This is a genomic window from Aeromonas popoffii (genome assembly GCF_037818705.1).
Taxonomy (GTDB): Bacteria; Pseudomonadota; Gammaproteobacteria; order Enterobacterales; family Aeromonadaceae; genus Aeromonas; species Aeromonas popoffii.
Window position 1 is genome coordinate 1,765,777 of sequence record NZ_CP149129.1, and the last position, 23,729, is coordinate 1,789,505.

Annotated in this window: 24 protein-coding genes; 17 read left to right on the forward strand and 7 right to left on the reverse strand. The window is 60.6% G+C overall.

The window, feature by feature from the left end; translation table 11 throughout:
* Window positions 1-64: 64 nt before the first annotated feature.
* The 3 genes from WJM78_RS08380 to miaE all read left to right on the forward strand — a co-directional run bounded on the left by WJM78_RS08380 (window position 65) and on the right by miaE (window position 3,053).
* Window positions 65-553, forward strand: a complete 489-nt coding sequence (locus WJM78_RS08380; protein ID WP_042035415.1) for a CvpA family protein — start codon at window positions 65-67, stop codon at window positions 551-553.
* A gap of 21 nt (window positions 554-574) precedes the next feature.
* Entirely contained in the window at window positions 575-2,095 is a 1,521-nt protein-coding gene (purF, locus tag WJM78_RS08385; protein WP_042035416.1) for an amidophosphoribosyltransferase, read from the forward strand.
* Window positions 2,096-2,294: 199 nt separating this feature from the next.
* Complete coding sequence (miaE, locus tag WJM78_RS08390; RefSeq protein ID WP_108536729.1) at window positions 2,295-3,053, forward strand: tRNA isopentenyl-2-thiomethyl-A-37 hydroxylase MiaE; 759 nt, start codon at window positions 2,295-2,297, stop codon at window positions 3,051-3,053.
* A gap of 157 nt (window positions 3,054-3,210) precedes the next feature.
* Here the strand turns inward: miaE and WJM78_RS08395 are convergent, their stop codons facing one another.
* From WJM78_RS08395 to pspF, 6 genes are all read right to left on the reverse strand, one after another.
* Window positions 3,211-3,996 (reverse strand): ATP-binding cassette domain-containing protein, encoded by a 786-nt coding sequence (locus WJM78_RS08395; RefSeq protein WP_042035419.1) that lies wholly within the window; start codon window positions 3,994-3,996, stop codon window positions 3,211-3,213.
* Between the two features lie 55 nt (window positions 3,997-4,051).
* Window positions 4,052-5,050: an oligopeptide/dipeptide ABC transporter ATP-binding protein gene (locus WJM78_RS08400; RefSeq protein WP_339015073.1), complete on the reverse strand. Its 999-nt coding sequence runs from the start codon at window positions 5,048-5,050 to the stop codon at window positions 4,052-4,054.
* A gap of 127 nt (window positions 5,051-5,177) precedes the next feature.
* On the reverse strand, window positions 5,178-6,071 hold the full coding sequence (locus tag WJM78_RS08405) for an ABC transporter permease subunit (RefSeq protein WP_042035424.1): 894 nt from the start codon (window positions 6,069-6,071) through the stop codon (window positions 5,178-5,180).
* 35 nt (window positions 6,072-6,106) lie between these two features.
* Complete coding sequence (locus tag WJM78_RS08410) at window positions 6,107-7,066, reverse strand: ABC transporter permease (protein ID WP_042035426.1); 960 nt, start codon at window positions 7,064-7,066, stop codon at window positions 6,107-6,109.
* 2 nt (window positions 7,067-7,068) lie between these two features.
* Window positions 7,069-8,664, reverse strand: a complete 1,596-nt coding sequence (gene sapA / locus WJM78_RS08415; protein ID WP_212514723.1) for an ABC transporter substrate-binding protein SapA — start codon at window positions 8,662-8,664, stop codon at window positions 7,069-7,071.
* 87 nt (window positions 8,665-8,751) lie between these two features.
* On the reverse strand, window positions 8,752-9,783 hold the full coding sequence (gene pspF / locus WJM78_RS08420; RefSeq protein WP_339015075.1) for a phage shock protein operon transcriptional activator: 1,032 nt from the start codon (window positions 9,781-9,783) through the stop codon (window positions 8,752-8,754).
* Between the two features lie 195 nt (window positions 9,784-9,978).
* Here pspF and pspA point away from each other — a divergent pair, with 195 nt between their 5' ends.
* From pspA to WJM78_RS08475, 11 genes are all read left to right on the forward strand, one after another.
* Window positions 9,979-10,665 carry a phage shock protein PspA gene (gene pspA / locus WJM78_RS08425; RefSeq protein ID WP_042035435.1) on the forward strand — a complete coding sequence of 229 codons (687 nt, stop codon included), beginning with the start codon at window positions 9,979-9,981 and terminating at the stop codon, window positions 10,663-10,665.
* 3 nt (window positions 10,666-10,668) lie between these two features.
* Window positions 10,669-10,905: an envelope stress response membrane protein PspB gene (pspB, locus tag WJM78_RS08430; RefSeq protein WP_042035437.1), complete on the forward strand. Its 237-nt coding sequence runs from the start codon at window positions 10,669-10,671 to the stop codon at window positions 10,903-10,905.
* Window positions 10,902-11,306: an envelope stress response membrane protein PspC gene (gene pspC, locus WJM78_RS08435; RefSeq protein WP_212514713.1), complete on the forward strand. Its 405-nt coding sequence runs from the start codon at window positions 10,902-10,904 to the stop codon at window positions 11,304-11,306. The genes pspB and pspC overlap by 4 nt, the downstream gene beginning before the upstream one ends.
* A gap of 110 nt (window positions 11,307-11,416) precedes the next feature.
* Complete coding sequence (locus WJM78_RS08440; protein ID WP_339015080.1) at window positions 11,417-12,838, forward strand: YcjX family protein; 1,422 nt, start codon at window positions 11,417-11,419, stop codon at window positions 12,836-12,838.
* A 69-nt stretch (window positions 12,839-12,907) separates the two neighbouring features.
* A complete protein-coding gene (locus tag WJM78_RS08445) occupies window positions 12,908-13,951 on the forward strand; it encodes a TIGR01620 family protein (RefSeq protein WP_339015082.1) in 1,044 nt (347 codons plus the stop codon).
* Window positions 13,952-14,120: 169 nt separating this feature from the next.
* Entirely contained in the window at window positions 14,121-14,915 is a 795-nt protein-coding gene (gene phhA, locus WJM78_RS08450) for a phenylalanine 4-monooxygenase (protein WP_212514710.1), read from the forward strand.
* A 54-nt stretch (window positions 14,916-14,969) separates the two neighbouring features.
* Entirely contained in the window at window positions 14,970-15,323 is a 354-nt protein-coding gene (locus WJM78_RS08455) for a 4a-hydroxytetrahydrobiopterin dehydratase (protein WP_339015084.1), read from the forward strand.
* 134 nt (window positions 15,324-15,457) lie between these two features.
* On the forward strand, window positions 15,458-17,005 hold the full coding sequence (tyrR, locus tag WJM78_RS08460; protein ID WP_042035446.1) for a transcriptional regulator TyrR: 1,548 nt from the start codon (window positions 15,458-15,460) through the stop codon (window positions 17,003-17,005).
* Window positions 17,006-17,205: 200 nt separating this feature from the next.
* Entirely contained in the window at window positions 17,206-17,754 is a 549-nt protein-coding gene (locus WJM78_RS08465) for a YfiR family protein (protein ID WP_422388446.1), read from the forward strand.
* Window positions 17,751-19,019: a diguanylate cyclase domain-containing protein gene (locus tag WJM78_RS08470; RefSeq protein ID WP_339015088.1), complete on the forward strand. Its 1,269-nt coding sequence runs from the start codon at window positions 17,751-17,753 to the stop codon at window positions 19,017-19,019. Before WJM78_RS08465 ends, WJM78_RS08470 begins: the two co-directional genes overlap by 4 nt.
* A gap of 2 nt (window positions 19,020-19,021) precedes the next feature.
* Window positions 19,022-19,510: an OmpA family protein gene (locus tag WJM78_RS08475; RefSeq protein WP_042035452.1), complete on the forward strand. Its 489-nt coding sequence runs from the start codon at window positions 19,022-19,024 to the stop codon at window positions 19,508-19,510.
* Window positions 19,511-19,568: 58 nt separating this feature from the next.
* Here the strand turns inward: WJM78_RS08475 and WJM78_RS08480 are convergent, their stop codons facing one another.
* Window positions 19,569-20,300 carry a TerC family protein gene (locus WJM78_RS08480; RefSeq protein ID WP_108536791.1) on the reverse strand — a complete coding sequence of 244 codons (732 nt, stop codon included), beginning with the start codon at window positions 20,298-20,300 and terminating at the stop codon, window positions 19,569-19,571.
* 108 nt (window positions 20,301-20,408) lie between these two features.
* Here WJM78_RS08480 and WJM78_RS08485 point away from each other — a divergent pair, with 108 nt between their 5' ends.
* The 3 genes from WJM78_RS08485 (at window position 20,409) to WJM78_RS08495 (ending at window position 23,687) form a co-directional block, all read left to right on the forward strand.
* Window positions 20,409-21,524, forward strand: a complete 1,116-nt coding sequence (locus WJM78_RS08485; RefSeq protein WP_212514974.1) for an ATP-NAD kinase family protein — start codon at window positions 20,409-20,411, stop codon at window positions 21,522-21,524.
* Window positions 21,525-21,646: 122 nt separating this feature from the next.
* Window positions 21,647-21,925, forward strand: coding sequence for a YfcL family protein (locus WJM78_RS08490; RefSeq protein ID WP_042035455.1), 279 nt, complete (start codon window positions 21,647-21,649; stop codon window positions 21,923-21,925).
* 97 nt (window positions 21,926-22,022) lie between these two features.
* Window positions 22,023-23,687 (forward strand): AMP-binding protein, encoded by a 1,665-nt coding sequence (locus WJM78_RS08495; protein ID WP_339015094.1) that lies wholly within the window; start codon window positions 22,023-22,025, stop codon window positions 23,685-23,687.
* Window positions 23,688-23,729 lie beyond the last annotated feature (42 nt).

Here is a 23,729-nt window from a genome sequence, read left to right on the forward strand (position 1 = left end):
TTCCCAAGCATTCCGCAATCGTTTTTGTTAGACTGCGCCGCAATTTCGCAGGACACTTTTCTCTATGGTCTGGATTGATTACGCCATCATCGGCATCATCGGCTTTTCCGCCCTCATCAGCCTGGTGCGCGGCTTTGTCAAGGAAGCCATGTCGCTTGTCACCTGGTTTATCGCCTTCTTCATCGCCAGCCATTTCTATCCCGATCTCGCCATCTATTTTACCTCTTTCTCGGATCCCATGGTGCGCAACGGCCTGGCCATCGCCGCTCTGTTCGTGGCGACCCTGATCCTGGGCGCCGTGGTGAACTACGTGGTGGGGCTGCTGGTTGAAAAGACCGGCCTGTCAGGCACGGATAGGGTGCTCGGCATCTGTTTTGGCGCCATTCGCGGGGTACTGGTTGTCAGTGCCCTGCTGTTTTTTATGGATACCTTTACCAGCCTCTCCCAGAGCGACTGGTGGGTGGTGTCCAAACTGGTTCCCGAGTTCAAACCGGTGATCCAGTGGTTTTTCGGGTTCATGTTGAACTCGTCCAGTTATCTTAAACAGGTATAGTGACTTCGAGGTAGCAAAGACATGTGTGGTATTGTCGGTATAGTTGGCACCACCCCCGTCAATCAGGCCCTCTACGACGCCTTGACGGTGTTGCAACACAGGGGACAGGATGCCGCCGGGATCGTGACCATAGACAGTGGAAACTTCCGGCAACGTAAGGCCAACGGCCTGGTGAAGGACGTGTTTGAAGTGCGTCACATGCAGCGTCTGCAAGGGAACATCGGCATAGGTCATGTCAGATATCCCACCGCAGGCAGCTCAAGTGCCGCTGAAGCCCAACCTTTTTACGTGAACTCCCCCTACGGCATGGTGCTGGCCCACAACGGCAACCTCACCAATGCCAAGGATCTCAAGGAGCAGCAGTTCAAGGTGGCCCGTCGCCACATCAACACCACCTCCGATTCGGAAGTGCTGCTGAACGTGCTGGCCCACGAACTGGATCTGTGCGACAAGATGGCACTGCGGCCGGAGGATATCTTCTCTGCGGTGCGCAAGACCCATCAGCAGATCCGCGGCGCCTATGCCGTGGTCTCGCTGGTGATTGGTCACGGTCTCATCGGGTTTCGCGATCCCAACGGCATTCGTCCGCTGATCCTGGGTCGTCGGGCCGATGAGCAGGGCCAGGTGGAGTACATGCTTGCCTCCGAGAGCGTGGCGCTGGACGCCATCGGTTTCGAGACGGTACGTGACGTCGCCCCCGGTGAAGCCATCTACATCACCGAGCAGGGACAGCTCTTCTCCGAGCAGTGTGCGGAAAATCCGCAGATGAGCTCCTGCATCTTCGAATACGTCTACTTCGCCCGTCCCGATTCATGCATCGACAAGGTCTCCGTCTACGCCGCCCGCCTTAACATGGGTCGCAAGCTGGGCCAGAAGATTGCACGTGAGTGGGAAGATCTGGACGTGGATGTGGTCATTCCCATCCCTGAGACCTCCTGTGATGTGGCGCTGGAGATAGCTCATACCCTCGACCTGCCTTACCGTCAGGGCTTTGTGAAGAACCGCTACATAGGCCGTACCTTCATCATGCCGGGTCAGACCCAGCGCAAGAAGTCGGTACGTCGCAAGCTCAATGCCATCAGCTCGGAATTCAAGGGCAAGAAGGTGTTGTTGGTGGATGACTCCATCGTGCGCGGCACCACCTCGGAGCAGATCATCCAGATGGCCCGTGAAGCGGGGGCGGCCAAGGTTTACTTCGCCTCGGCGGCACCGGAGATCCGCTTTCCCAACGTCTATGGTATCGACATGCCCACTGCCAACGAGCTGATCGCCCACGGTCGGGAAGTGGAAGAGGTGTGCAAGCTGATCGGTGCCGATGGTCTGATTTTCCAGGATCTGGAAGATCTGGAAGAGGCGGTGCGGGAGATCAACCCCGAGCTGCGTCACTTCGAGACCTCGGTGTTCAACGGTCACTATGTCACCTCCGATGTGGATCAATCTTATCTGGACCACCTGAATGCCTTGCGCAGCGACGACAACAAGGCGGTGCGTGAGTGGCAGGAAGGCACCAGCAACCTGGAAATTTTTAACGAAGGTAGTTAAACGTTTTCGTTGTTCATGAAAGATATGAGATGGGGGCCTCGGCCCCCATTGTCGTGTCTGGGCGGCGGAGCAGAGGGGTATCTGCTGTAAAAATAATCACTTATACCGCCGGGTGTGGGCAGTGGCGGCGGGATCCGCTAGCATGGGCAGCCGCGCACCTATCGCGCCGCCGTATCAACCAGAACAGACGAGAATTCAGATGGATGACCTGCTAGCCCCCGTGCACCAGTTTTTGCAGTGTGAGACCCCGGACGAGTGGGTGGCCATGGCGCGAGATCCCGCCCATCTGCCTACCCTGCTCATCGATCACGCGAACTGCGAGAACAAGGCTGCGCTCACCGCCCACAGCCTGGTGCGGCGCTACTGCCTACCCAAGGGCAAGCGCCATCTGTTGCCCAAGCTGGCATTTTATCGGGAGCTGGATGCCATCCCGGAGAAGGCCGAGATCCTGGGCAAGCGCAGCATGGGGGAGTCTGATCGCACCGTGTTCGAGGAGCTGGCACGCAATCCGCTGCTGTTTCCCATGGTGCGGCTCATCCAGGAGGAGCTGCACCACTTCGAGCAGGTACTGGCGCTGATGGCTGCGCGCAACATCCCCTATGGCCCCGTGACCGCCTCCCGCTATGCCCGCAACCTGATGCAGCATGTGCGCACTCACGAGCCTGCCACCATAGTCGACAAGTTGATCATCGGCGCCTACATAGAGGCGCGTTCCTGCGAGCGCTTTGCCAAGCTGGCGCCTCATCTGGACGAGGAGCTGGGTCGCTTCTATGTCTCCCTGCTGCGTTCGGAGGCGCGCCACTATCAGGACTATCTGGCCTTGGCCGAGCAGTATGCGGGGGAGGATATCCGTGAGCGGGTCGCCTACTTTGGCCGGATTGAAGCCGAGCTTATCTGCTCGCCGGATCCGCAGTTCAGGTTCCATAGCGGGCGGCCTGTCAGATCTGACAATGGTTGACGTAAGAGGCGCGGCCTACCATGGCCATGTTCCTACTACGAGCGATGCATTCATTTTTGAGCGCAATTCCCGGCCCTTGAGCCGGGATTTTTTTAGGCTTTTTCAAGCAGATGACGAAGAGGGGTGGCCGGTACCAGGGTCGGCTCCGGCCTGGGGATCAGCGGCGGTATTCGTTGTTGTAGTTCTGGATCAGGCGGCGCGTCACCTCGTGCTGGGGATCGGCGAACACCTTGAGCGTCTTGCCACGCTCCACCACCCGTCCTTCGTGCATCACCAGCACCTCGTCACTGATGTGGCTCACGACCCCCAGATCGTTGGCCACCAGTACATAACTCAGCCCCATGGTTTCCTGCATCTCAAGCAGCAGGTTGATGATCTGGGAGCGTACCGAGATGTCCAGGGTGGAGAGTGCCTCATCGGCTACCACGATTTTGGGGTTGAGAATGAGTGCCCGGGCCAGCGCCACCCGCTGCTGTTGACCGGCGGAGAGCATCTGCGGATAGAAGAGGGCGTGATCCGGCAACATGCCCACCATGCGCAGGGTCTGTACCACCTTGTCGTGCCGCTCCTCGTCGCTCATCTCTGTGTTGAGCCGCAGCGGTGTCTCCAGGATCTGGCCGACCCGGATCTTGCGATTGAGAGAGGAGTTGGGGTCCTGGAAGATCATCCGCAGCAGCTTGCAGCGGGTCTGATAGTCGCCATGGACCAGCGTCTGACCCTCGATGGCGATCTCGCCGGCGGTGGGTTCTATCATGCCCGCCAGGATCCGCGCCAGCGTACTCTTGCCGGAGCCGGCCTCGCCGACGATGGCCAGGGTCTGGCCGACCTCAAGGTCAAACGAGAGCGGCTTGATGGCTTCGACCGCCTGACGCCGAAACAGGCCGGTGCGGTTCTGATAGGTCTTGCTAAGGCCTCTGACCTGCAGCAGGGAGGGTTCGATCACTGTCCTGGCTCCTTGGTGGCAGAGCATGCGGCCACGGGCTGATAACGTGTTGAATTCATTTTTTCGGCTCTTCCATGTTCAGCGGGAAGTGGCAGCTGAACTGGTGCCCTTTGATCTTGCTCATCAGCGGCGTCTGTACGCACTGTTTCTGGGCATAGGGGCAGCGGGGACCGAGCCGGCAACCGATGGGCAGGTGCTGTAGCGGCGGTATCACCCCGGGCAGGGTTTCGAGCCGTGACTTGTGGCGCACCAGCTTGTCAAAGTCGGGAATGGACTTGAGCAGGGCATCGGTATAGGGGTGATGGGGCGAGGTCAGGATCTGCTCCCGGGTGCCTACTTCCACCATCTGGCCGCAGTACATCACGTTGATGGTGTTGGTCAGGTTGGCGATGGCCGCGATGTCGTTGCTGATGATGAGGATGGTGGTGTTGCCCAGCTTGTTCATCTTGTCCAGCAGCCGCAGGATCTGGGAGTGGGTCGTGGACTCCATGGCGCTGGTGGGCTCATCGGCTACCAGCAGACGCGGCTTGTTGGCAATGGCCATGGCGATCATCACCTTCTGGCACATGCCGTCCGACAGTTCGTGGGGATAGGCGCGCATCACCTTGCGGTGATCCTTGACGCCGACCCGGTGCAGCAGGGCGATGGCCTTCTTCTTGCGCCACTGGAAGCGCTGCCAGAACTGACCCTCGAACGAATCGGTCGGGATCGCCTCTTCCAGCTGGGAACCTATCTCTTCGGAAGGGTCCAGACAGCTGATGGGGTCCTGAAAGATCATGGCGATCTCGCGACCCATGATCCGGCGTCGATCCTTGGGGGCCATGGTCAGCAGATCCATGTCGTTGAAGCGCATCCGGTCGGCACGTACCGTCCAGTTGTCCTTCTGGATGCCGACTATCACTTTGGCCACCAGACTCTTGCCGGAGCCCGATTCACCGACCAGGCCGCGGATTTCCCCCTCGGTCAGGGTCAGGCTCACCCTGTCTACCGCCTTGACCTTGCCCTGGGGCGTGTCGATCTCGATGGTCAGGTTGCGAATATCTAGCAAGGGCATTAAGCATTCCCCTTTTTGAGCGCTTCACGAGGGCTTTCACCGGCCAGCGCATGGTTGACCCACACGCTGCACAGGAATGAACAGGGTTCAATGGTGAACCTATCTATCTTCGGCAAAGAGTACCGCATCAGTCGTCCCCCTCTTTGAGCGCTTCACGAATGCCTTCGCCAACCAGGTTTGTGACCAGCACGCTGAACAGTATGGCCATGCCCGGCAGGGTCACGGTCCAGGGGGCGAGATAGATGAGATCGCTCGAATCGGCCAGCATGGCGCCCCATTCCGGCTGGGGCGACTGGGCGCCGAGGCCGAGAAAACCCACCGCCGAGATATCGAGAATGGCGGCAGAGAGGGTGCGGGTAGTCTGGGCGACCAGGGTCTCGACTATATTCGGCAAAATGGCCAGACGCATGATCCGCAGTGGTGGCGAACCGTCGAGGCGGCTGGCGATGATGTACTCCTTCTGCATCTCGGTGTGAACCGCGTTGTAGGTCGCCCGGATGAAGGGGGGGATCAGTGCCAGCGTGATGGCTATCAGGGTATTGAACAGGCCCGGCCCCAGGATGGCGACCATGATGATGGCCAGCAGCAGGGAGGGGATGGAGAGCAGGGTATCGAGCAGGTGGTGCAGCACGCTCGATTTCAGCCCCTTGCTCATGCCACCCAGGATGCCGATGGCGGAGCCCACCACCATGGCAATCATCACCACCAGCAGGGCGTTGCCGAAGGTAAGCCGTGCCCCCACCACCAGCCGGGAGAGGATGTCGCGCCCCAGATCGTCGGTGCCGAGGAAGTAGTCGATATTGCCGGTCGCCGCCCAGGAGGGGGCCAGCAGCAGCTTGTCGGTGTGCTGTTCATCGATGCCGTAAGGAACGACCAGCGGCCCCACCAGGGTGATGAGCAGCAACAGCAAAAAGCACCAGAGCCCCGCCATGGCAAGCGGATTACGGCTGTAGGAGGCCCACGTCTGCTCAAGGGGCGAGAGGATCTTGAGCTCGGGATAGATGTTTGATTTATCTTGCATAGGATACCTGGCTCTGGGTCACGCCATGAGCGCGTTTAGTCTTGTTTTGCATAGAGTTCTTTACGCCGCGCCGGATAGATGAGGGTGGTGAGCAGCTCGGTGCTGACGCTGATGACGATGACGAAGCCGGCGACCACCAGGGTGGCGCCCCGGATGGCGGCGTAATCCTGCAGGGCAATGCTGTTGATGAGCCAGCGGCCTATCCCGTGCCATTCGAACACGACCTCTGTGATCATGGCGGAGGTGAGCACGCTGCCCAGTTGCAGACCCAGCAGCGGCAGCACCGGCGGCAGGGCATTTTTCAGGCCGTGACGCCAGACGATCTGCGCCTTGGAGAGACCCCGGCTCGTCGCCGCCTTGATGTAGTTTTGCTTCATGACGTCGATCAGTGAACTGCGCACGTGGCGGATCACCTCTGTGGTGGGCACTACCGCCAGCACCAGCGAGGGCAGGATCAGGTGGAGAAGGGCATCGTGCAGCGCCGCCTGGCGCCAGGGCTCGTTGCTCATCAGCACGTCAAACACAGCGATGCCGGTGATGGAGGGCACGTCATAGAGCAGGCTGATCTGGCCCGAAGCGGGTAGCCAGCCCAGCTCCAGCGAGAAGAACATCACCACCAGCAGCGCCAGCCAGAAGACGGGCACCGCATAACCGATGAGGCCGGCGGTCATGATGGAGAGATCCAGCGGCTTGCCCTGATAGAGCGCGGCCAGGGTACCGAGCGGAATACCCACCAGCAGCGAGATGGCAAAGGCTGCCATGCAGAGGATCAGGGTGGCCGGGAAGTAGTGACGGATCTCTTCCAGCACCGGCTGGCCTGAAACGCTGGAAAGCCCCAGATCCCCATCCAGAATGCGGCGCAGGAAATCGGGATAACCGCTCCAGAAACTGGCTTGCTGACCGATGAGGCGAACGTCCAGCAGGTAGACGACGAAGGTCAGCGCCAGCAGGGTAATGAGCAGCAGGTTGATGCGACGCAGTATATAGAGAAACATGCTTACTCCCTGTGGGCTTGGTTGAAGACGGTGCCGCCAAAGGGCATCAGGGAGAGCCCCTGAATGTCGCTGCGACTGGCCAAGGTGCGCAGGGCATGGGCCAGCGGAATGAGTGGCACCTGCTCGTTGAGCAGGGTTTGGGCGTAATAGTAGTTGCGCAGCCGGAACGCCAGCTGGGGCGTGGTGACCGCATCGTCCAGCAGCTGATCGAAGGCCGGGCTGCACCAGCGACTGTAGTTATTGCCGCGCTCGACGGCGGCGCAGCTCAGCAAGGGGCGAAAGAAGTTGTCCGGATCGGCGTTGTCGGCAATCCAGCCAGAGAGCAGGCTGTCATATTGGCCTTTGGCGAGGCGGGCCTGGGTGATGGGCCACTCCTGCTGCACAATTTTCAGCTTGATGCCTATCCTGGCCAGATCGTTTCGTATCAGCTGAGCTGTTTTGAGGGCGTCCGGGTTGTAGGGGCGTGAGCCTGGCTGCACCAGCACTTGCATCTCGAACCCCTGTTCGAACCCCGCCTCCTTGAGCAGCTGACGCGCCCGCTGCAGATCCGGTTTGCGCATCGGCAGGGAGGGATTGTAGCCCCAGGAGAGGGGGGGCAGCAGGCTGTTGGCGGCCTGGCCCGTCTCGAAATAGACCGCCTGCAGCAGGTTGTCTATGTTGATGGCGCTGGCGATGGCCTGACGCACTTGCACCTTGTTGAACGGCGGCTTGCGGGTGTTGAGGGCCAGGAAGGCGACGTTCATGCCCGATTGCACCGAGAGGCTCAGCTCAGGTTTTTGCTTAATCACCGAGAGCTGGCTGGCAGCAGGGGTGCTCATCACGTCGCACTCGCCGGTCAACAGCTTGGCCAGTCGTTTGGATGACTTGGGGGTGATGTCGTAGATGAGCTGCTCTATTTTGGCCTCGCCGCCCCAGTAACCGGGATGGCGCAAATAGCGGATGAACTCGTTGTGACGATACTCCTTGAAACTGAATGGCCCTGTGCCGATGGGACGGCTGTCGAGCAGGGCCGGGGTGCCAGCTTGTTGCATCTGACTGGCATATTCGGCGGAGAGCACGATGGCGTAGTCGCTGGCCAGGGTGGCGAGGAAGGAAGCATCCGGTCGATTCAGCTCGAACACGACCTGCCCGGGTCCCTTCTTGTGGACCCGCTTGATCAGCTGATCCAGCCCCAGGCTGTAGAAATAGGGATACTCGCCGCCGGAGACGTTGTGATAGGGGTGCTGTTCATCGAGCTGGCGCGCATAGGTAAAGACCACATCGTCGGCATGGAGGGTGCGACTGGGTTTGAACCAGGGGGTATGGTGAAAGGTCACCCCCTTGCGCAGGGTCAGTGTGTAGGTGAGACCATCCTCGCTGATGTGCCAGTCGGTGGCCAGCGCAGGTTCCAGCGCCAGGGTGTTGGGGTTTACCTCCAGCAGGCGATCGTAGAGGGTGCGCGAGCTGGCATCCAAGGTGACTCCGGAGTTGGATATCTGGGGATTAAAGGTCTGGGGCGAGCCTTCCGTACAATAGATGAGTCCCGTTCTGGACGCGTCGTCTTGTTTCTGACAACCGGTAACCAGCACCAGCAATCCAAGCAGCAAGGGTTTGAACATTCTCATTGTAGAACCATGTTTTTATACGAATGTGCCAGCGTGGCTGGCGAGTTGCGGGAGTCGGTCTGAACCTGGCTGCCCTGGGTCTTAATCTGCATCGCTGTCACTGTCCAGCAGCTGGTATTTGCGCAGCATGCCGCGAAACTGGTGATAGCTCAGCGCCAGCAATTGAGCGGCTTTGCGCTGATTATACTGGGATTGCTGCATGGCTTGCTTGAGTAAATTAATCTCGTACTCCGCCACCGCCTGTTTGAGATCCAGCGGCAGGAGGGAAGGGGCGGAGACGGACGCCTGGATGGGCTCATCGATGGTTGCGGCCAGACTTGCCCGGGAACGGGGGCGCCAGGGGGAATCAAAGGGGTTGATCACCAGTTCGGACAGCGGCAACTGGGGATTACCCTGGCGGTAGATGCTGCGCTCCACCACGTTTTTCAACTCCCGCACGTTGCCGGGCCAGGGGTAATCCAGCAGTAGCTGGGTCGCCTTGCGGGAGAAACCGGCAAACAACGGATAGCCCAGCTCCCGGGTCATGCCGTGGGCGAAGTGTGCCGCCAGCATCAGTATATCTTCGCGTCGCTCCCGCAAGGGGGGCAGGGTAATGACATCAAAGGCCAGCCTGTCCAGCAGATCGTGGCGAAAGTCCCCTCTGTCGGCCAGTGCCGGCAGATCCTCGTTGGTGGCACACACCAGCCGCACATCTACCTTGAGTGCCTTGGCTCCACCCACCCGCTCAAACTCGCCGTATTCGATGACCCGCAGCAGCTTCTCCTGCACCCGGGCGCTGGTGGTGGCCAGCTCGTCGAGGAAAAGGGTGCCGCCATCGGCGCGCTCGAAGCGGCCCTGATGGCGCTTGGCTGCGCCGGTGAAGGATCCCGCCTCGTGTCCAAACAGCTCGGTCTCCAGCAGGTTTTCGCTCAGGGTAGCGCAGTTGATGGTGACAAAGCTTTGATCCCAGCGCGCCGAGAGATAATGTAGGCGATGGGCGATGAGCTCCTTGCCGGTCCCTCGCTCGCCGATGATCAACACGGGTTTGCGCAGTGGGGCGAGGCGTGAGGCTTGCTCAATGATCTCGAGGAATGCGTTGGATTCCCCCAACAGGCTTTCCGTGGCCGTGGTCATAGTGATCCCTGTCAGTTGTAAAAGCTGGTCAATCTTACCAAAAGTTGGTGATTATTATCATTACTTGTACAGGGGGCCTTGAAACTCCACGTATCCTCCCCATATAAATCAACAAGTTAAATTTCGTTCCAGATTGGCACACAAGTTGCCATTGTCAATGGAGAAACAACGCATGCCAATCACAGGAGTTCTATCATGAGTATTTTTTCCCGTCTGGCCGACATCATCAATTCCAACCTGACGGCCCTGCTCGACAAGGCTGAAGATCCCCAGAAGATGGTGCGCCTGATCATCCAGGAGATGGAAGACGAGCTGGTGAAGGAGCGCTCCAATCTGGCCCGCTTCCTCGCCAGCCAGAAAGAGATCGGTCGTCAGGTCAGCCGCCATCAGGAGCGGGTTGACGAATGGCAGGGCAAGGCTGAACTGGCGCTGACCAGGGGCCGTGAAGATCTGGCCCGCGCCGCGTTGATCGAGAAAAAGAAGCAGACCGAACTGGCCGAGACGCTCTATCGCGAGCAGCAGGCGGTGGACAGTGGCATCGACAAGCTGGGTGACGAAATACGTCAGCTGGAAGCCAAGCTGGAAGATGCCCGTAGTCGTCAAAAGGCGATGACGATTCGCACCGAAGCCGCCAGCAGCCGTCTCAACGTGCAGAGCCAGGTCGCCCGTGGCGAGAGCCAGGCCGTGGTCAGCAAGTTTGAGCGCATGGAACGACGTATCGACGAAATGGAAGCCCGCGCCGATCTGGGGCAATCCGACAAGGCGCTGGCCCAGCAGTTTGCCGAGCTGGAAGTCGACGACCAGATCAGCAAAGAGCTGGAAGCGATGCGCCAGAAGCTGGGCCAGAGTGAAAGCAAACGTGAAGGCAAACAAGGGGAGTAACTGATGGAAAATCTGCTGGGCGTATTGATGGTTCCCATGGTGGTCTTCATGGTCGTGGTGGCCCCCATCTGGCTGGTGCTGCACTACCGTGCCAAGGGACGGATTGGCGCCGGTCTCGCCGATAGCGAGCGAGAGCAGCTGCAAGGGTTGCTGGCCCGTGCCGAGAAGATGCAGGAGCGGGTCGGCTCGCTGGAGTCGATTCTGGACGCGGAAGTGCCGGGCTGGAGGAACAAGGTATGAGTCCATCGAATCGGGAGGGGCGCAATCTTTATCGTGACCCTCAGCAGGGCAAGATAGCGGGCGTCTGCGCCGGCCTTGCCGACTACTTCGGCGTGGAGCCCTGGATCGTGCGATTGCTGGCCATCACCGGCCTCATCTTCGCCGGTTTCATTACCTTCACTGCCTACATTGCCGCCTGGTTTCTGCTCGACAAGCGGCCGGTCACTCTCTATGAAAAAGAAGAGGGAGAGTTTGCCGAAGTGCGGATGAAGGCGCGTAGCTGGCAGGCCGGTGTCACCCCGCATCAGGCATTGGACCGTATCGCACAGGAGCTTGACACCCTGGAGCCCAGATTGCAGCGCATCGAGAAGCTGGTGACCTCCAAGGAGTTCACCCTGCAGCGGGAGTTCAGCAAGCTGTGATCCCTGGCCTCGCCGATTGAGCGAGGCCCTGCCTTGAACGGGATCCGACGACTCGACATAGCTGACGGCGCACCTGAAACCGATGAATGAATTGAGGGATTGAACAAGCCTTGATACGCAACACACTGGAACAAAAGTGGTCGCTCTTGCAGCACAGGGCCACAGACGTGGTGAACCGGGTACGGGATCGCCATCTGCGGCTGGCGGTGACCGGCCTCTCTCGCAGTGGCAAGACGGCGTTTATCACGGCGCTGGTCAACCAGCTTGAACACGCGGCCATCGATGGCCGCTTGCCGTTGTGGGATGCCCTGCGCCAGGGGCGGATCCTGGGTGCCCGCCGGGTGCCGCAACAAAACGCCCATATTCCCACCTTCGCCTACGAGCGCGGTCTCGACGCCCTGTTCGGGGATCCGCCCGCCTGGCCCGAGCCTACCCGCGGGGTGGCCGAGGTGCGCCTCGAAATTCGTTATCGCACCCGCCATCCGCTGCGCAAGCATTTGGGGGAGATCTCCACCCTCTATGTGGATCTGGTGGATTACCCGGGGGAGTGGCTGCTCGACTTGCCGCTGCTAGAGATGAGTTACGAGCAGTGGAGCGAGCAGGTGCGCGATCAACTGCGCCGCCCCGAGCTGCAAGCACTCGCCGCCAGCTGGCTGACCCCCGAGTGGCAAGCGGCGCAGCCTTTTGAAGAGCGACCGGTCGCCCAGCTGGCCGAGCGCTATACCGCCTATCTGCACGCTTGCAAACGGGATCTCGGGTTACACCTGATCCAGCCCGGCCGTTTCGTATTGCCAGGGGAGTATGCCGGTGCCCCCATGCTGCAATTTGTTCCCTGGGTGTGGCAGCCGCCGATTGGTGAGCCCGCCGAAGGCACCCTTTACGCCACCCTCAAGCAGCGCTTCGAGCAGTACAAACAGCACCTGGTGCAGGGCTTTTATGAGCAGCACTTTGCGGGGTTTGATCGCCAGATCGTGCTGGTGGATTGTCTGCAGCCCCTCAACGCGGGCGCGGCCAGCTTTGGCGACATGCAGCAAGCCATCGCCCGCATCATGGAGAGCTTCGCCTACGGCAAGAGCAACTGGTGGCGCCGGCTCTTCTCGCCGCGTATCGACAAGCTGCTGTTTGTGGCGAGCAAGGCGGATCACGTCACCCCCGAGCAGCACGCGCCCATGGTCTCCCTGCTCCAGCATCTGGTGCGCAGTGGCCGGGGTCAGGCGTGTTTTGAGGGGATAACCACCGAGTGTCTGGCGCTCGCGGCCATCAAGGCGACCGAGGTGGGCAAGGGAGTGGCCAATGGCCGCGAGTTCCCCGCCATCCGCGGCACCAGCCTCGCGGGCGAGCCGCTGCTGCTGTTCCCGGGGGAAGTGCCGCCCCATATTCCGCCTGCGCAATGGTGGAATAAACAGGGGGAGAACAATCAGGGCTTTGATTTTCAGGCGTTTCGCCCCTTAGCGATGAGTGCCCATCAGGCGCTGCCTCATATCCGGCTCGATGCGGCGCTGGAGTTTCTGCTCGGGGATCACCTCGAATAACCTAGGTTGTGCGGCAATGCAGGCAGGTAAGGCATGGCTGCACAGGTGCGTGGAGGAACAAGCAACAAGATGAACGATCAGACAAAACCGACGGTGGCCGAACCGGCGCCGCTGCAGGGCAAGGTGATCCTGGAGCCCGCCTTGACGGTGGCAAGCGACGAGCGACCGCCAGCGCCGGCCCAGCGCTTGGAGGAAGAAAGCTTCGAGCGCCTCGATGAGCTGGATGATTTCACTGAGGTGGAGCCTGCGCTTACCATCAAGCCGCGCCGGCGGCACCGGCTGCTCGGCTGGGGACTGGGGGCGGTTGGCCTGCTCTCTTTGGGGCAATATGGTGTTTTTCTCTACGATCAGTTGCTCACCACCCCGCTCTGGGGCAGCGCCTGGTTGCTGGCCTCCGGTCTGGTGGCCGTGGGCACGGCAGGCATGGTGGGGCGAGAGTGGCTGCGGCTGCGCACCCTCCAGCGGCGCCAGGATGTGCGCTCGCGCGCCGACGATTTGCTGGCCCGTCAGGGCGTCGGGCAGGGACAGGCTTTTTGCGAGGTACTCGCCGAGAAGAGCGGTGACAAGGGACGGGAGGGTTACCAACGTTGGCTGAACCAGCTTGACGAGAGTCACAGCGATCGGGAAGTGCTGACGCTCTACAGTCAGCTGGTGCTGACCGAGCGGGACAAGCTGGCCCAGGCCCGGGTGGCCAAATGGTCGGGGGAGGCCGCTGTGCTGGTGGCCCTGAGTCCCCTTGCCACCGTCGACATGATGCTCATGCTGTGGCGCAACTTGCGGATGATCGAGGATATCGCCGACGTCTATGCCATCGAGCTCGGTTACTGGAGCCGCATTCGCCTCATTCGTCAGGTGTTTCGCAACATGCTCTACGCCGGTGCCACCGAGCTGGTGACCGAGGTGGGCATGGACTTGCTGGGGGCCGAGCTCGCAGCCAAGCTCTCCGCCCGCGCCGCACAAGGGGTGGGAGCGGGACTGCTCACCGCCAGACTCGGGTTGCGCACCATAGAGGCGTGCCGCCCGCTGCCCTGGTGCGGTGACGAGAAACCCAAGCTCGGGGAGCTGCGCAAGCGGCTCATCGGCCAGCTGGCGGGGTATCTCAACAAGGGGTGACGGGCCGTGCCTTGATTGTGGTTGTCACAAATTATTTACAATTGTCAGCAGCAGCCGACCCCGGGGTCGGCTGCTTTTTTAAGGGACAAACCGTTACAGTGATCCCATCAGTCAAACGTGAGTCGCCGCTGCTTGGGTTACCGGGCGGGCACACAGGATGGAACCCTTCATGGCCAGTCTCTACACCGCACACCAGCCGGACCCTCAGGGCCTTATCCATTACACGGATGAGGAGCACGGAACCTGGCAGATCCTGATCGAACGTCAGCTCGCGGCGCTCGAAGGCAAGGCGTGTGACGACTATCTGGCTGGCTTGACCCGCCTCAATCTGCCCCGTGATCGCATTCCCCAGCTGGCCCAGATCAACGCCGTGTTGCAACCCGCTACCGGCTGGTCGGTGGCCGCCGTGCCTGCGCTTATCTCGTTCGATCGCTTCTTTGCCCTGCTGGCCAACCGCCAGTTTCCGGTGGCCACCTTCATTCGCCGCCGGGACGAGCTCGACTATCTGCAAGAGCCCGACATCTTTCACGAGATCTTCGGCCATTGCGCCATGCTGACCAATCCCGCCTTCGCTCACTTCACCCATGTCTATGGCCAGCTGGGCCTGCAGGCGAGCAAGGAGGATCGAGTCTTTCTGGCACGCCTCTACTGGTTCACAGTGGAGTTCGGCCTGCTCAATACCCCTGCTGGGCTGCGCATATACGGCGGTGGCATTCTCTCCTCTATCGGTGAGACCGCCTATGCCCTCGGTGGCCAGCCTGTGCTGCAACCCTTCGATCCCATAGAAGTGCTGCGTACTCCGTATCGCATCGACATCATGCAGCCCACCTATTTCGTGTTGCCCGAGCTGGCCGAACTCTACCGTCTGGCTGAGCAGGACATCATGGCCATGGTGTCCGATGCCCGCCGGTTGGGGCTGCGTCCGCCCCGTTTTGCCCCCGCGGGTGATAAACAGGCGAGCTGATTTGACCAGACCTATTTTGTTATCCGATCCCCATTGATGAACAAGGAGAAACCCATGTCCGAACTGGCAAGCCAGCAGTGTGAAGCGTGCCGCGCCGATGCCCCCAAGGTCAGCGAACAGGAACTCGCCGAGCTGATGCGGCTTATCCCCGACTGGCAGCCGCTGGTGGTGAACGGGGAGTTGCAGCTGAGGCGCGAATTCCCCTTTCGCAACTTCAAGGAGGCACTGGCCTTCACCAACTGCCTGGGGGAACTGGCGGAGGCGGAGTGTCACCATCCGGCGATCCTGACCGAATGGGGCAAGGTGACCGTCAGCTGGTGGACCCACAAGATAGGCGGGTTACACCGCAACGACTTCATCATGGCAGCGCGCACCGACCAGTTGCTCAGCGATCCGCTGCACAAATAAGCCCCATCCAGTGACTCGGGCCTGTCCGGCGAAAGCGGGGCGGGCCCGCATTTTTATGGGCTGGCGCTCGCACTGGCGGGATCGAGTCTGTATTATCCGGTCATTCATAGAGTTAGCTAGGAAGTGTGTCCCGAATGCGTCTTGAAGTCAGCTGTGAAGACCGCCTGGGCCTGACCCGGGAACTGCTCGACCGTCTGGTGGAGCACAACATCGATCTGCGCGGCATCGAAATCGATACCTCAGGCATCATCTATCTCAACTTTCCCGAGCTGGAGTTTCGTGATTTCCAGCATCTGATGCCGGAGATCCGCCGTATTCCCGGCGTCTATGACGTCAAGACCATCCCCTACATGCCCTCCGAGCGCGAGCACCACGAGATTGAAGCCCTGCTCAAGGCGCTGCCGGATCTGGTCTTCTCCCTCGATGCCAAGGGCAAGGTGACCCAGGCCAACCAGTCCGCCCTCACCACCCTGGCCCTGCCGGTGGAAGAGATACGCGGCATGGCCCTGGGCTCCCTGGTCAAGGGTTTCTCCTTTAGCCGCTGGCTGGAGGCGAGCGAGATCAAGCCACAGACCTGCAAGCTCAGCTTCAATGGCGAAGAGTATCTGGCGGACCTGATGCCACTGTTTGTGGCCGAAGAGAAGGGTCGTCAGGCCCTGGCTGGCGCAGTCGTGGTACTCAAATCTGCCCGTCGGGTCGGCATGCACTTCAGCGCGCTGCACGCGGTGGAAGTGGGGGGCTTTGAGCACCTGCAGGCGGAGAGCCAGAAGATGAAGCAGGTGCTGGTGGAGGCGAGCAAGCTGGCGATGCAGGATGCGCCGCTGCTCATCGTCGGCGAGACCGGCACCGGCAAGGAGCTGCTGGCCCGTGCCTGTCACGGCGCCAGCCTGCGCTCCAGCCACCCCTTCATGGCCCTCAACTGCGCCGCCATGCCTGACAACGTGGCCGAGAGCGAGTTGTTTGGCTACGCTCCGGGCGCCTTTGGCAACAACACCGAAGGCAAGCGTGGCGTGCTGGAGCTGGCCAGCGGCGGCACCCTGATGCTGGACGAGATCGGCGACATGTCTCCCCATCTGCAGACCAAGTTCCTGCGGGTGTTGCAGGACGGGGTGTTCCGTCGGGTGGGAGACGAGCAGGAGGTGAAGGTCAATGTGCGCTTCATCTGCACCACCCAGAAGCAGCTGCTGGATCTGGTGCACGACGGCAAGTTCCGCGAAGATCTTTACTATCGCCTCAACGTGCTGAGTCTGGCGTTGCCGCCCCTGCGCGAGCGCAAGGCGGACATCATGGCGCTGGCCCAGCAGTTCGTCTCCCGCTTCGCCAGCGAATTACAGCGCCCGCGCCCGCGCTTTACCCGCAACATGGCCGAGTACCTGACCGCCTACCGCTGGCCCGGTAACGTGCGCCAGCTGCGCAACTGCCTCTACCGGGCCATGACATTGCTGGAAGGGGACGAGATAGGTCCGGAGCACGTCGATCTGCCGGTGGCCGCCGATGCCATGCCGCTCATCGACGAGTGGTTCGAAGGGGGACTGGACGAAGCCGTGAAACGCTTTGAGAGCCGACTGTTGGAGCGGCTCTATCCGGCTTTCCCCTCCACCCGTCAGCTTGCCAAACGGCTGGGGGTGTCGCACACCGCCATCGCCAACAAGCTGCGCGAATACGGGATCAGCAAGAAGTAAGCAGATGAATACAGATGGGATCGCGGGGCTCACACCAGGGTGCGCCCCTGCCACGATTGCGACATTGAGTGACGTACCTGCTTGTTCTGTTGGCGGTGCCTTGTCATGGTGCTGATAAACGCAATACTCCTCCACTCCGGCTCACCCTTCGTGGGCGCCAGGCCTTCGCGGGTGCTGGCGTGGGCATAAGCGCAGGCATGATGCACTCTCTTCTACCGGTTCGAATCCTGGCGTGGTTGACGCCGCTGATCTGTTCGCTGGCGCTCGCCACCGAGCCTGTTCCACTCACCTCTGCCGAGCTGCGTGCCGAACAGGTACGCCAGACAGTCCTCGACATTCTGAGCTACACCCGCTGGCCGAGCGAGCCTGCTGAGTTGCGCCTGTGCATCACGGCGCCGACGGAATATACAGCCGCCCTTTTTTCCATCAAGCAGCAAGCCAATGGCCGGCCGGTCAGCGTCCGTCGCTACGACGTGGATGATGAGGCGCTGGGGCAGCGCTGTGACGTACTCTACCTGGGAATATTGGCGCCGGAGCGGCGGCTGTCCCTGTTTCAGCGATTGCAGGATCGCCCGATCCTCAGCATCAGCGAGCAGAGCGCCGAGTGTGTTGTCGACGCCGTGTTTTGCCTGCAGGTCGGGCTGGATCGCGTTCGGTTCCGGGTCAATCTGGATGCCCTTGCCAGGAGCGGGGTGCGGGTGCATCCTGCCGTGCTGAAGCTGGCCAAGGCGGATGAGGGGACACCATGATAGGGCTCTTTCGTCCACGGACTCAGCGGCTAACCTTGCGACAGAGTCTGGGGCGCACCCATATGGTTACGTCCCTGACCGCTGTCTGTATGGCCGGTGTGCTGTTGACCGGTATCGCACTGCTGGCCTTGCGTCTCTACGCGGATCACAACCTGGATCTGGTGGCGCGCGCTATCAGTTACACCAGTGAAGCGGCGGTGGTGTTCCATGACGAAGAGGCCGCCAAGGATGCGTTGCAAGCCATAGTCACCCATGAGGATGTGGCGCAGGCCAGCATATATCTGCCTTCGGGGCAGCTGCTGGCAAGCTGGCGCCGGGCCATGACCACCCCCTGGTCGGGGCTGGAGCAGTATCTGGCAAGGCTGATACTGCCGGGCCCGGTCGATCAGCCCATGATGCGGGGTGGGGTGGAGATAGCCCGCATCCATCTGGTTGGCCACGGCCAGTATCTGCTGCGGTTTCTGCTGCAGACACTGATGGCCATGCTGGTCTGTCTCATCCTCAGTACGCTGGGGGCGCTCTACGTGGCGCGCTGGATGCAAAACTCCCTCACGGTGCCACTCAAGGAGTTGGCGCAGGTGGCTCACAGTGTCAGGCGTCAGCGCATTCTGGCCATGCGGGTCCCCGAGGCGCATATCGCCGAGCTGCACGAGCTTGGTCAGGACTTCAACTCCCTGCTCGATGAACTGGAAGCCTGGCAGGCTCATCAGCAGAGAGAGAACGCCAGCCTGCTGCACCGGGCGACCCACGATGCCTTGACCGGCCTGCCCAATCGTGCTCTTTTCGAGGCTCGTCTGGATCAAGCTGTGACCACGGGGCGCTTGTACGAGGAGTGTTTCGCGCTGCTCTACCTCGATTGTGATCGCTTCAAACAGATTAACGATACCCTGGGCCATGCCGCCGGCGATGACGTGTTGATCGCCTTGGCCAGACGGGTACAACATCAGCTCAGGCCGATGGATCTGGTATGTCGGTTGGGGGGGGACGAGTTTGCCATCCTGTTGACCCCAGTGTTGCAAAAGAGCGAGGTGCAGGATGTAGTAGCCCGCATCCAGCAGGTCATGGCCGACCCCGTGGTGCTGGGGGATGGTCGCCAGCTGGTGGCGGCCATCAGCATAGGCATAGCCCTCTATCCGGATCAGGGGTTGACCGCGGCTGAGCTGTTGCAGCAGGCCGATCATGCCATGTACCAATCCAAACGGCTGCGTCGGGAGCTTGCACGCCAAGACCCGCTGGCGTTCGATGTGTCTGCAGAGGAAAAGTAATAATGAAGATCCATGTCCTGATGAAAACCGGCCTGATTGGCCTGCTGTTGGGCGTGCTGGTGGGTTGCCAAAGCGCCCCTCACGGCCTGACGGCAGAGCAGATCGCTGTCCTCAAGGAGCAGGGCTTTCGCCTGACCGATGAGGGCTGGACGCTGGACTTCTCCAACCGGGTGCTGTTTGCCACCAACGTGGGGGACCTCAACCCCAAGACTCGAGTTCTGGTAGAAAAACTGGGCAAAACCTTGCTGGGTGCCGGCCTGAACAAGGCACGGATTGATGGTCACACTGATGCCAGCGGACGTGAGCTCTACAACGACCAGCTCTCCTTTGAACGGGCGAAATCGGTGGCCGAGGTGCTGGTGTCGGTGGGCATGCAGCCGGCCAATCTGGACATCCGTGGTCGCGGTGAGCGGGATCCGGTGGCAGACAACAACACCGCTGCCGGGCGGGCCGAAAACCGCCGCGTTGCCATTGTCATCAGCAACGAATAAGCCGGTTATGTGGATAAAAAAGAGCGCCATAAGGCGCTCTTTTTTGTGGTTCTGGCATTTACTGCTCGAACTTTTCGCGGTCGTGGTGACTGCGCAGGCGGATGTTGATCATCTCCACCGTCAGCGAGAAGGCCATGGCGAAGTAGATGTAACCCTTGGGAATGTGCAGATTCATCCCCTCGGCCATCAGGGCGAAACCCACCAGGGTGAGGAAGGAGAGGGCCAGCATTTTGATGGTGGGATGGGCATCGACGAAATCACCGATTGATTTGGCGGCAAACATCATGATGAAGACGGCGATCATGATGGCCAGCACCATGACAGGCACGTGATCGGCCATGCCGACGGCGGTGATCACCGAGTCGAGGCTGAACACGATGTCCAGAATGGCGATCTGGATCAGGGTGCTGATAAAGCCCGAGGCCGCTTTGCTGACGCTCTGTGGCTCGGCTGCCCCTTCCAGGGTGACGTGGATCTCGTGGGCACTCTTGCCGATGAGGAACAAGCCCCCCAGCAACAGGATCAGGTCGCGGCCGGAGATGGCTTCACCCAGCACGGTGAACAGTGGTTCGGTCAGGCGCATCACCCAGGCGAGCGACAGCAGCAGCAGGATCCGGGTACCCATGGCGAGCCCCAGACCCAGAATACGCGCTTTCTGACGCTGCGCCTCCGGCAGGCGACCCACCAGGATGGAGATAAAGATGATGTTGTCGATACCCAGCACGATCTCGAGCAGGGTCAGGGTCGCGAGCGCAACCCAGGCAGAGGGATCAAGAACCCATTCCAGCATGATTGAACCTTGGTTAAAAAATTGAAGCTGCGCATTCTAGCAGTCACCACTTGGCTTGTCCCTGCGCCTTGAAAAGATAAAATGGCGGGCGATGTTAGGGAGAAATCTATGTTTCGTTTAGGGCTCATCATTAACCCGGTCGCCGGTATTGGCGGCGCGGTCGGTCTCAAGGGCAGTGACGGCATGGTCGCCGAGGCGCTGGCGCTGGGTGCCGTGCCCAGGGCGCAGGCGCGGGCGCGGCAGGCCCTGTTGCCCCTGTGCGATCTGGTCGACTCATTCGAGCTGCTGACAGTGGCAGGAGAGATGGGGGAGACGGTGGCCCGCTCTCTGGGGCTGCCTTGTCGGGTCATCTATCAACCGGCCGGGGAGATGACCTCTGCCGATGATACCCGCCACGCCGCTGAGCTGATGCGCGAAGCCGGGGTCGATCTGTTGCTGTTCGCCGGTGGTGATGGCACGGCGCGCGACATCTGTGCCGCCGTGGGGGAGTCGTGCCATGTACTCGGCATCCCCGCGGGTTGTAAAATTCACTCCGGCGTTTATGGGGTGACGCCAGCAGCCAGCGGTCGGGTGGTGGCGCGAATGATCGCTGGCGAATTGCTCAGCCTGATGGATGGCGAGGTGCGCGATATCGATGAAGAGGCATTCCGGTTGGGCAAGGTGCGGGCTCGCCACTATGGCCAGCTGCTGGTGCCCGGCGATCTGCGCTATGTGCAGGCGGTCAAGCAGGGGGGCAAGGAGTCCGAAGAGCTGGTGCTGGCGGATCTCGCCGCCGGTGTGGTGGAGCAGATGGAGCCCGAGACCCTCTATCTGATGGGCTCTGGCAGCACGGTGGCGGCCTGCATGGCCGAGCTGGGTCTGGAAAATACCTTGCTCGGTGTGGATCTGGTGGAAAATGGCCGACTTATCGGGCAGGATCTCAGCGCCGCCGAGATCCTGACCCGGATCCGTGGCCGTCGCTGCCGACTGATCATGACCCTGATAGGCGGACAGGGGCATCTGCTTGGACGCGGAAATCAGCAATTGAGTCCAGAGGTGATTCGGTGTGTCGGGCTGGAGCATATCCAGGTACTGGCAACCAAAGCCAAGCTGGCCGCCCTCGCGGGCAGGCCGCTGCTGGTGGACACCGATGATCCGCAATTGAACCGGGCGTTGTGTGGTTATCTGCGCATAACCACGGGATATAAGGATCAGGTCATCTACCCGGTGGCCAGCCCGGAATAGGACGCCAAGGACGCTGTTGGCCTGGCGCCAGAGAGCGGCAATCAACCGGATTGCGGTTCCACTCCCCCGAATAATTTGCCGGCAATTTTTTGCCTGCCACGCTGGAAATGAGGCTGCGTTACATGACGATTCACGATTTTGAGCACACGTTGTTGGGACTGATCGACAGCATGGTTGCCACGGCGACCGAGGATGAGCTGTTTGCCGGTGGCTACCTGCGAGGTCATATCTCGCTGGCGGTTGCCCGGGCCGAGCTGGAAGGCAAGACCCTGCTGCGGGACGTCAAGAGCTATGTGTTGCGCAGCCTCAACGAGGCGATTTTGCAAGGTGAACTCTCCGAAGAGGATGAGACCCTGGTACAGGCAATGTGGATTCGTTTGCAGCAACACGCAGAAGCTTGATCGGATACACAATTCAAACTGAAGTGTGAGTTTATTCTTCCCTGAAGTTAGTGAAAGGTTAATAATAAGTTTCGCCTTTTGTTTCAGGGATTAAACTATGGCCTCCGCTTCACGCATTGCCAATAAACTGCCGCTCGAGATGCTCTATCACTGGGAGCGGCAGTGTTCTGATCGAACCTACCTGCGTCAAACTATCAACCGCGAATATGTCGACTTCACCTGGGGTGAAGTGGCCGATGAAGCGCGGCGAATGGTGACGGCCTTGCGTCACCTCGGTCTGGTGCCCGGTGACAAGGTAGCGCTGCTCTCCAAGAACTGCGCACAGTGGTTTATCGCCGATCTGGCGATGCAGATGGGGCAGTATGTGAGCGTGCCCATCTATCCGACCGCCAACGTCGATACCATCGAATATGTGCTGCGCCACAGCGAGGCCAAGGCGATCTTCGTCGGCAAGCTGGATGACTGGAAGAGCCAGGAGGCTGGCGTGCCCGCCGATCTGCTGCGCATCGCCTTCCCCTATGACACCATGCCTGCCAGCCATCGGTGGGACGATCTGCTGGAAGCGCACGAGCCCATCCCTGACAGCCCGGTACAGTCCCCTGACTCCCTGCTGAGTCTGGTCTACACCTCGGGCAGTACCGGCAAGCCGAAAGGGGCCATGCTGAGCGTCGAGCGTTACGCCTGGTCGTGCGAGAAGCTGGTGGAGACGGTGGGCCTGAGCCAGGCTGATCGGGGCTTCTCCTACCTGCCGCTGGCCCACATTACCGAGCGGGTTTATATCTATGGCGGCAGCCTCTATGGAGGCGCCACTATCGCCTTCCCCGAATCCCTCGACACCTTTATCGATGACGTCAAACGTTGCCGTCCCACTGTCTTTATCTCTGTGCCCCGGCTGTGGGCCATGTTCCGCATCAAGATCCACGAGAAGCTGCCCCAGAAGAAGCTCGCATTGCTGCTCAAGATCCCGCTCATTTCGGGCCTTATCAAACGCAAGCTGCAAAAGGGACTGGGGCTGGATCAGGCGCGGGTGCTGGGCTGCGGGTCGGCGCCGGTCTCTCCTGCGCTGCTGCAGTGGTATCTGAGCATCGGCCTCAAGGTGACCGAAGCCTGGGGCATGACCGAGAACCACGCCTATTCCACCATCAACTACCCGTTTCGCGCCGACAAGATCGGTACCGTCGGCAAGGCGGGTCTTGGTGTCACTATCAAGATCTCCGAGGAGGGGGAGATCCTCTGCCGCTGCGAGGGGATGATGCTGGGTTACTACAAGGATCCCGAGCACAGTGCCGAGGCCATTGACGGTGATGGCTGGCTCCACACGGGTGACATGGGCAAGCTGGACAGGGAAGGTTACCTTACCATCACGGGCCGGATGAAGGACGTGTTCAAGACCGCCAAGGGCAAGTACGTTGCGCCTGTGCCCATCGAGGGGCTACTGGGGCAGGAGCCCATCATAGAGCAGCTGTGCGTGATTGGTTACGGCATGCCCCAGCCCATCGCGCTGGTGCAACTGGCCGAGAGCGCCATGAAGGAGAGTCGGGACGCCATCAACGCCCAGCTGGAGGCGGCGCGTAACCGGGTTAACGAGCAGCTGGAGTCCCATGCCAAAATTCGTGGCATTCTGGTGGTGAAGAGCCCCTGGAACATAGAGAACGGTGTACTCACTCCCACCATGAAGATCCGCCGCCACTTGCTGGAGCAGAAATACGCGGACATCGGCGAGGCCTGGTCCTCCTCCCAGAGCATCATCTGGGAATCCTGATCCTAAGCAATCAGCAGAAACAACAAGGGGAGCCGGTGGCTC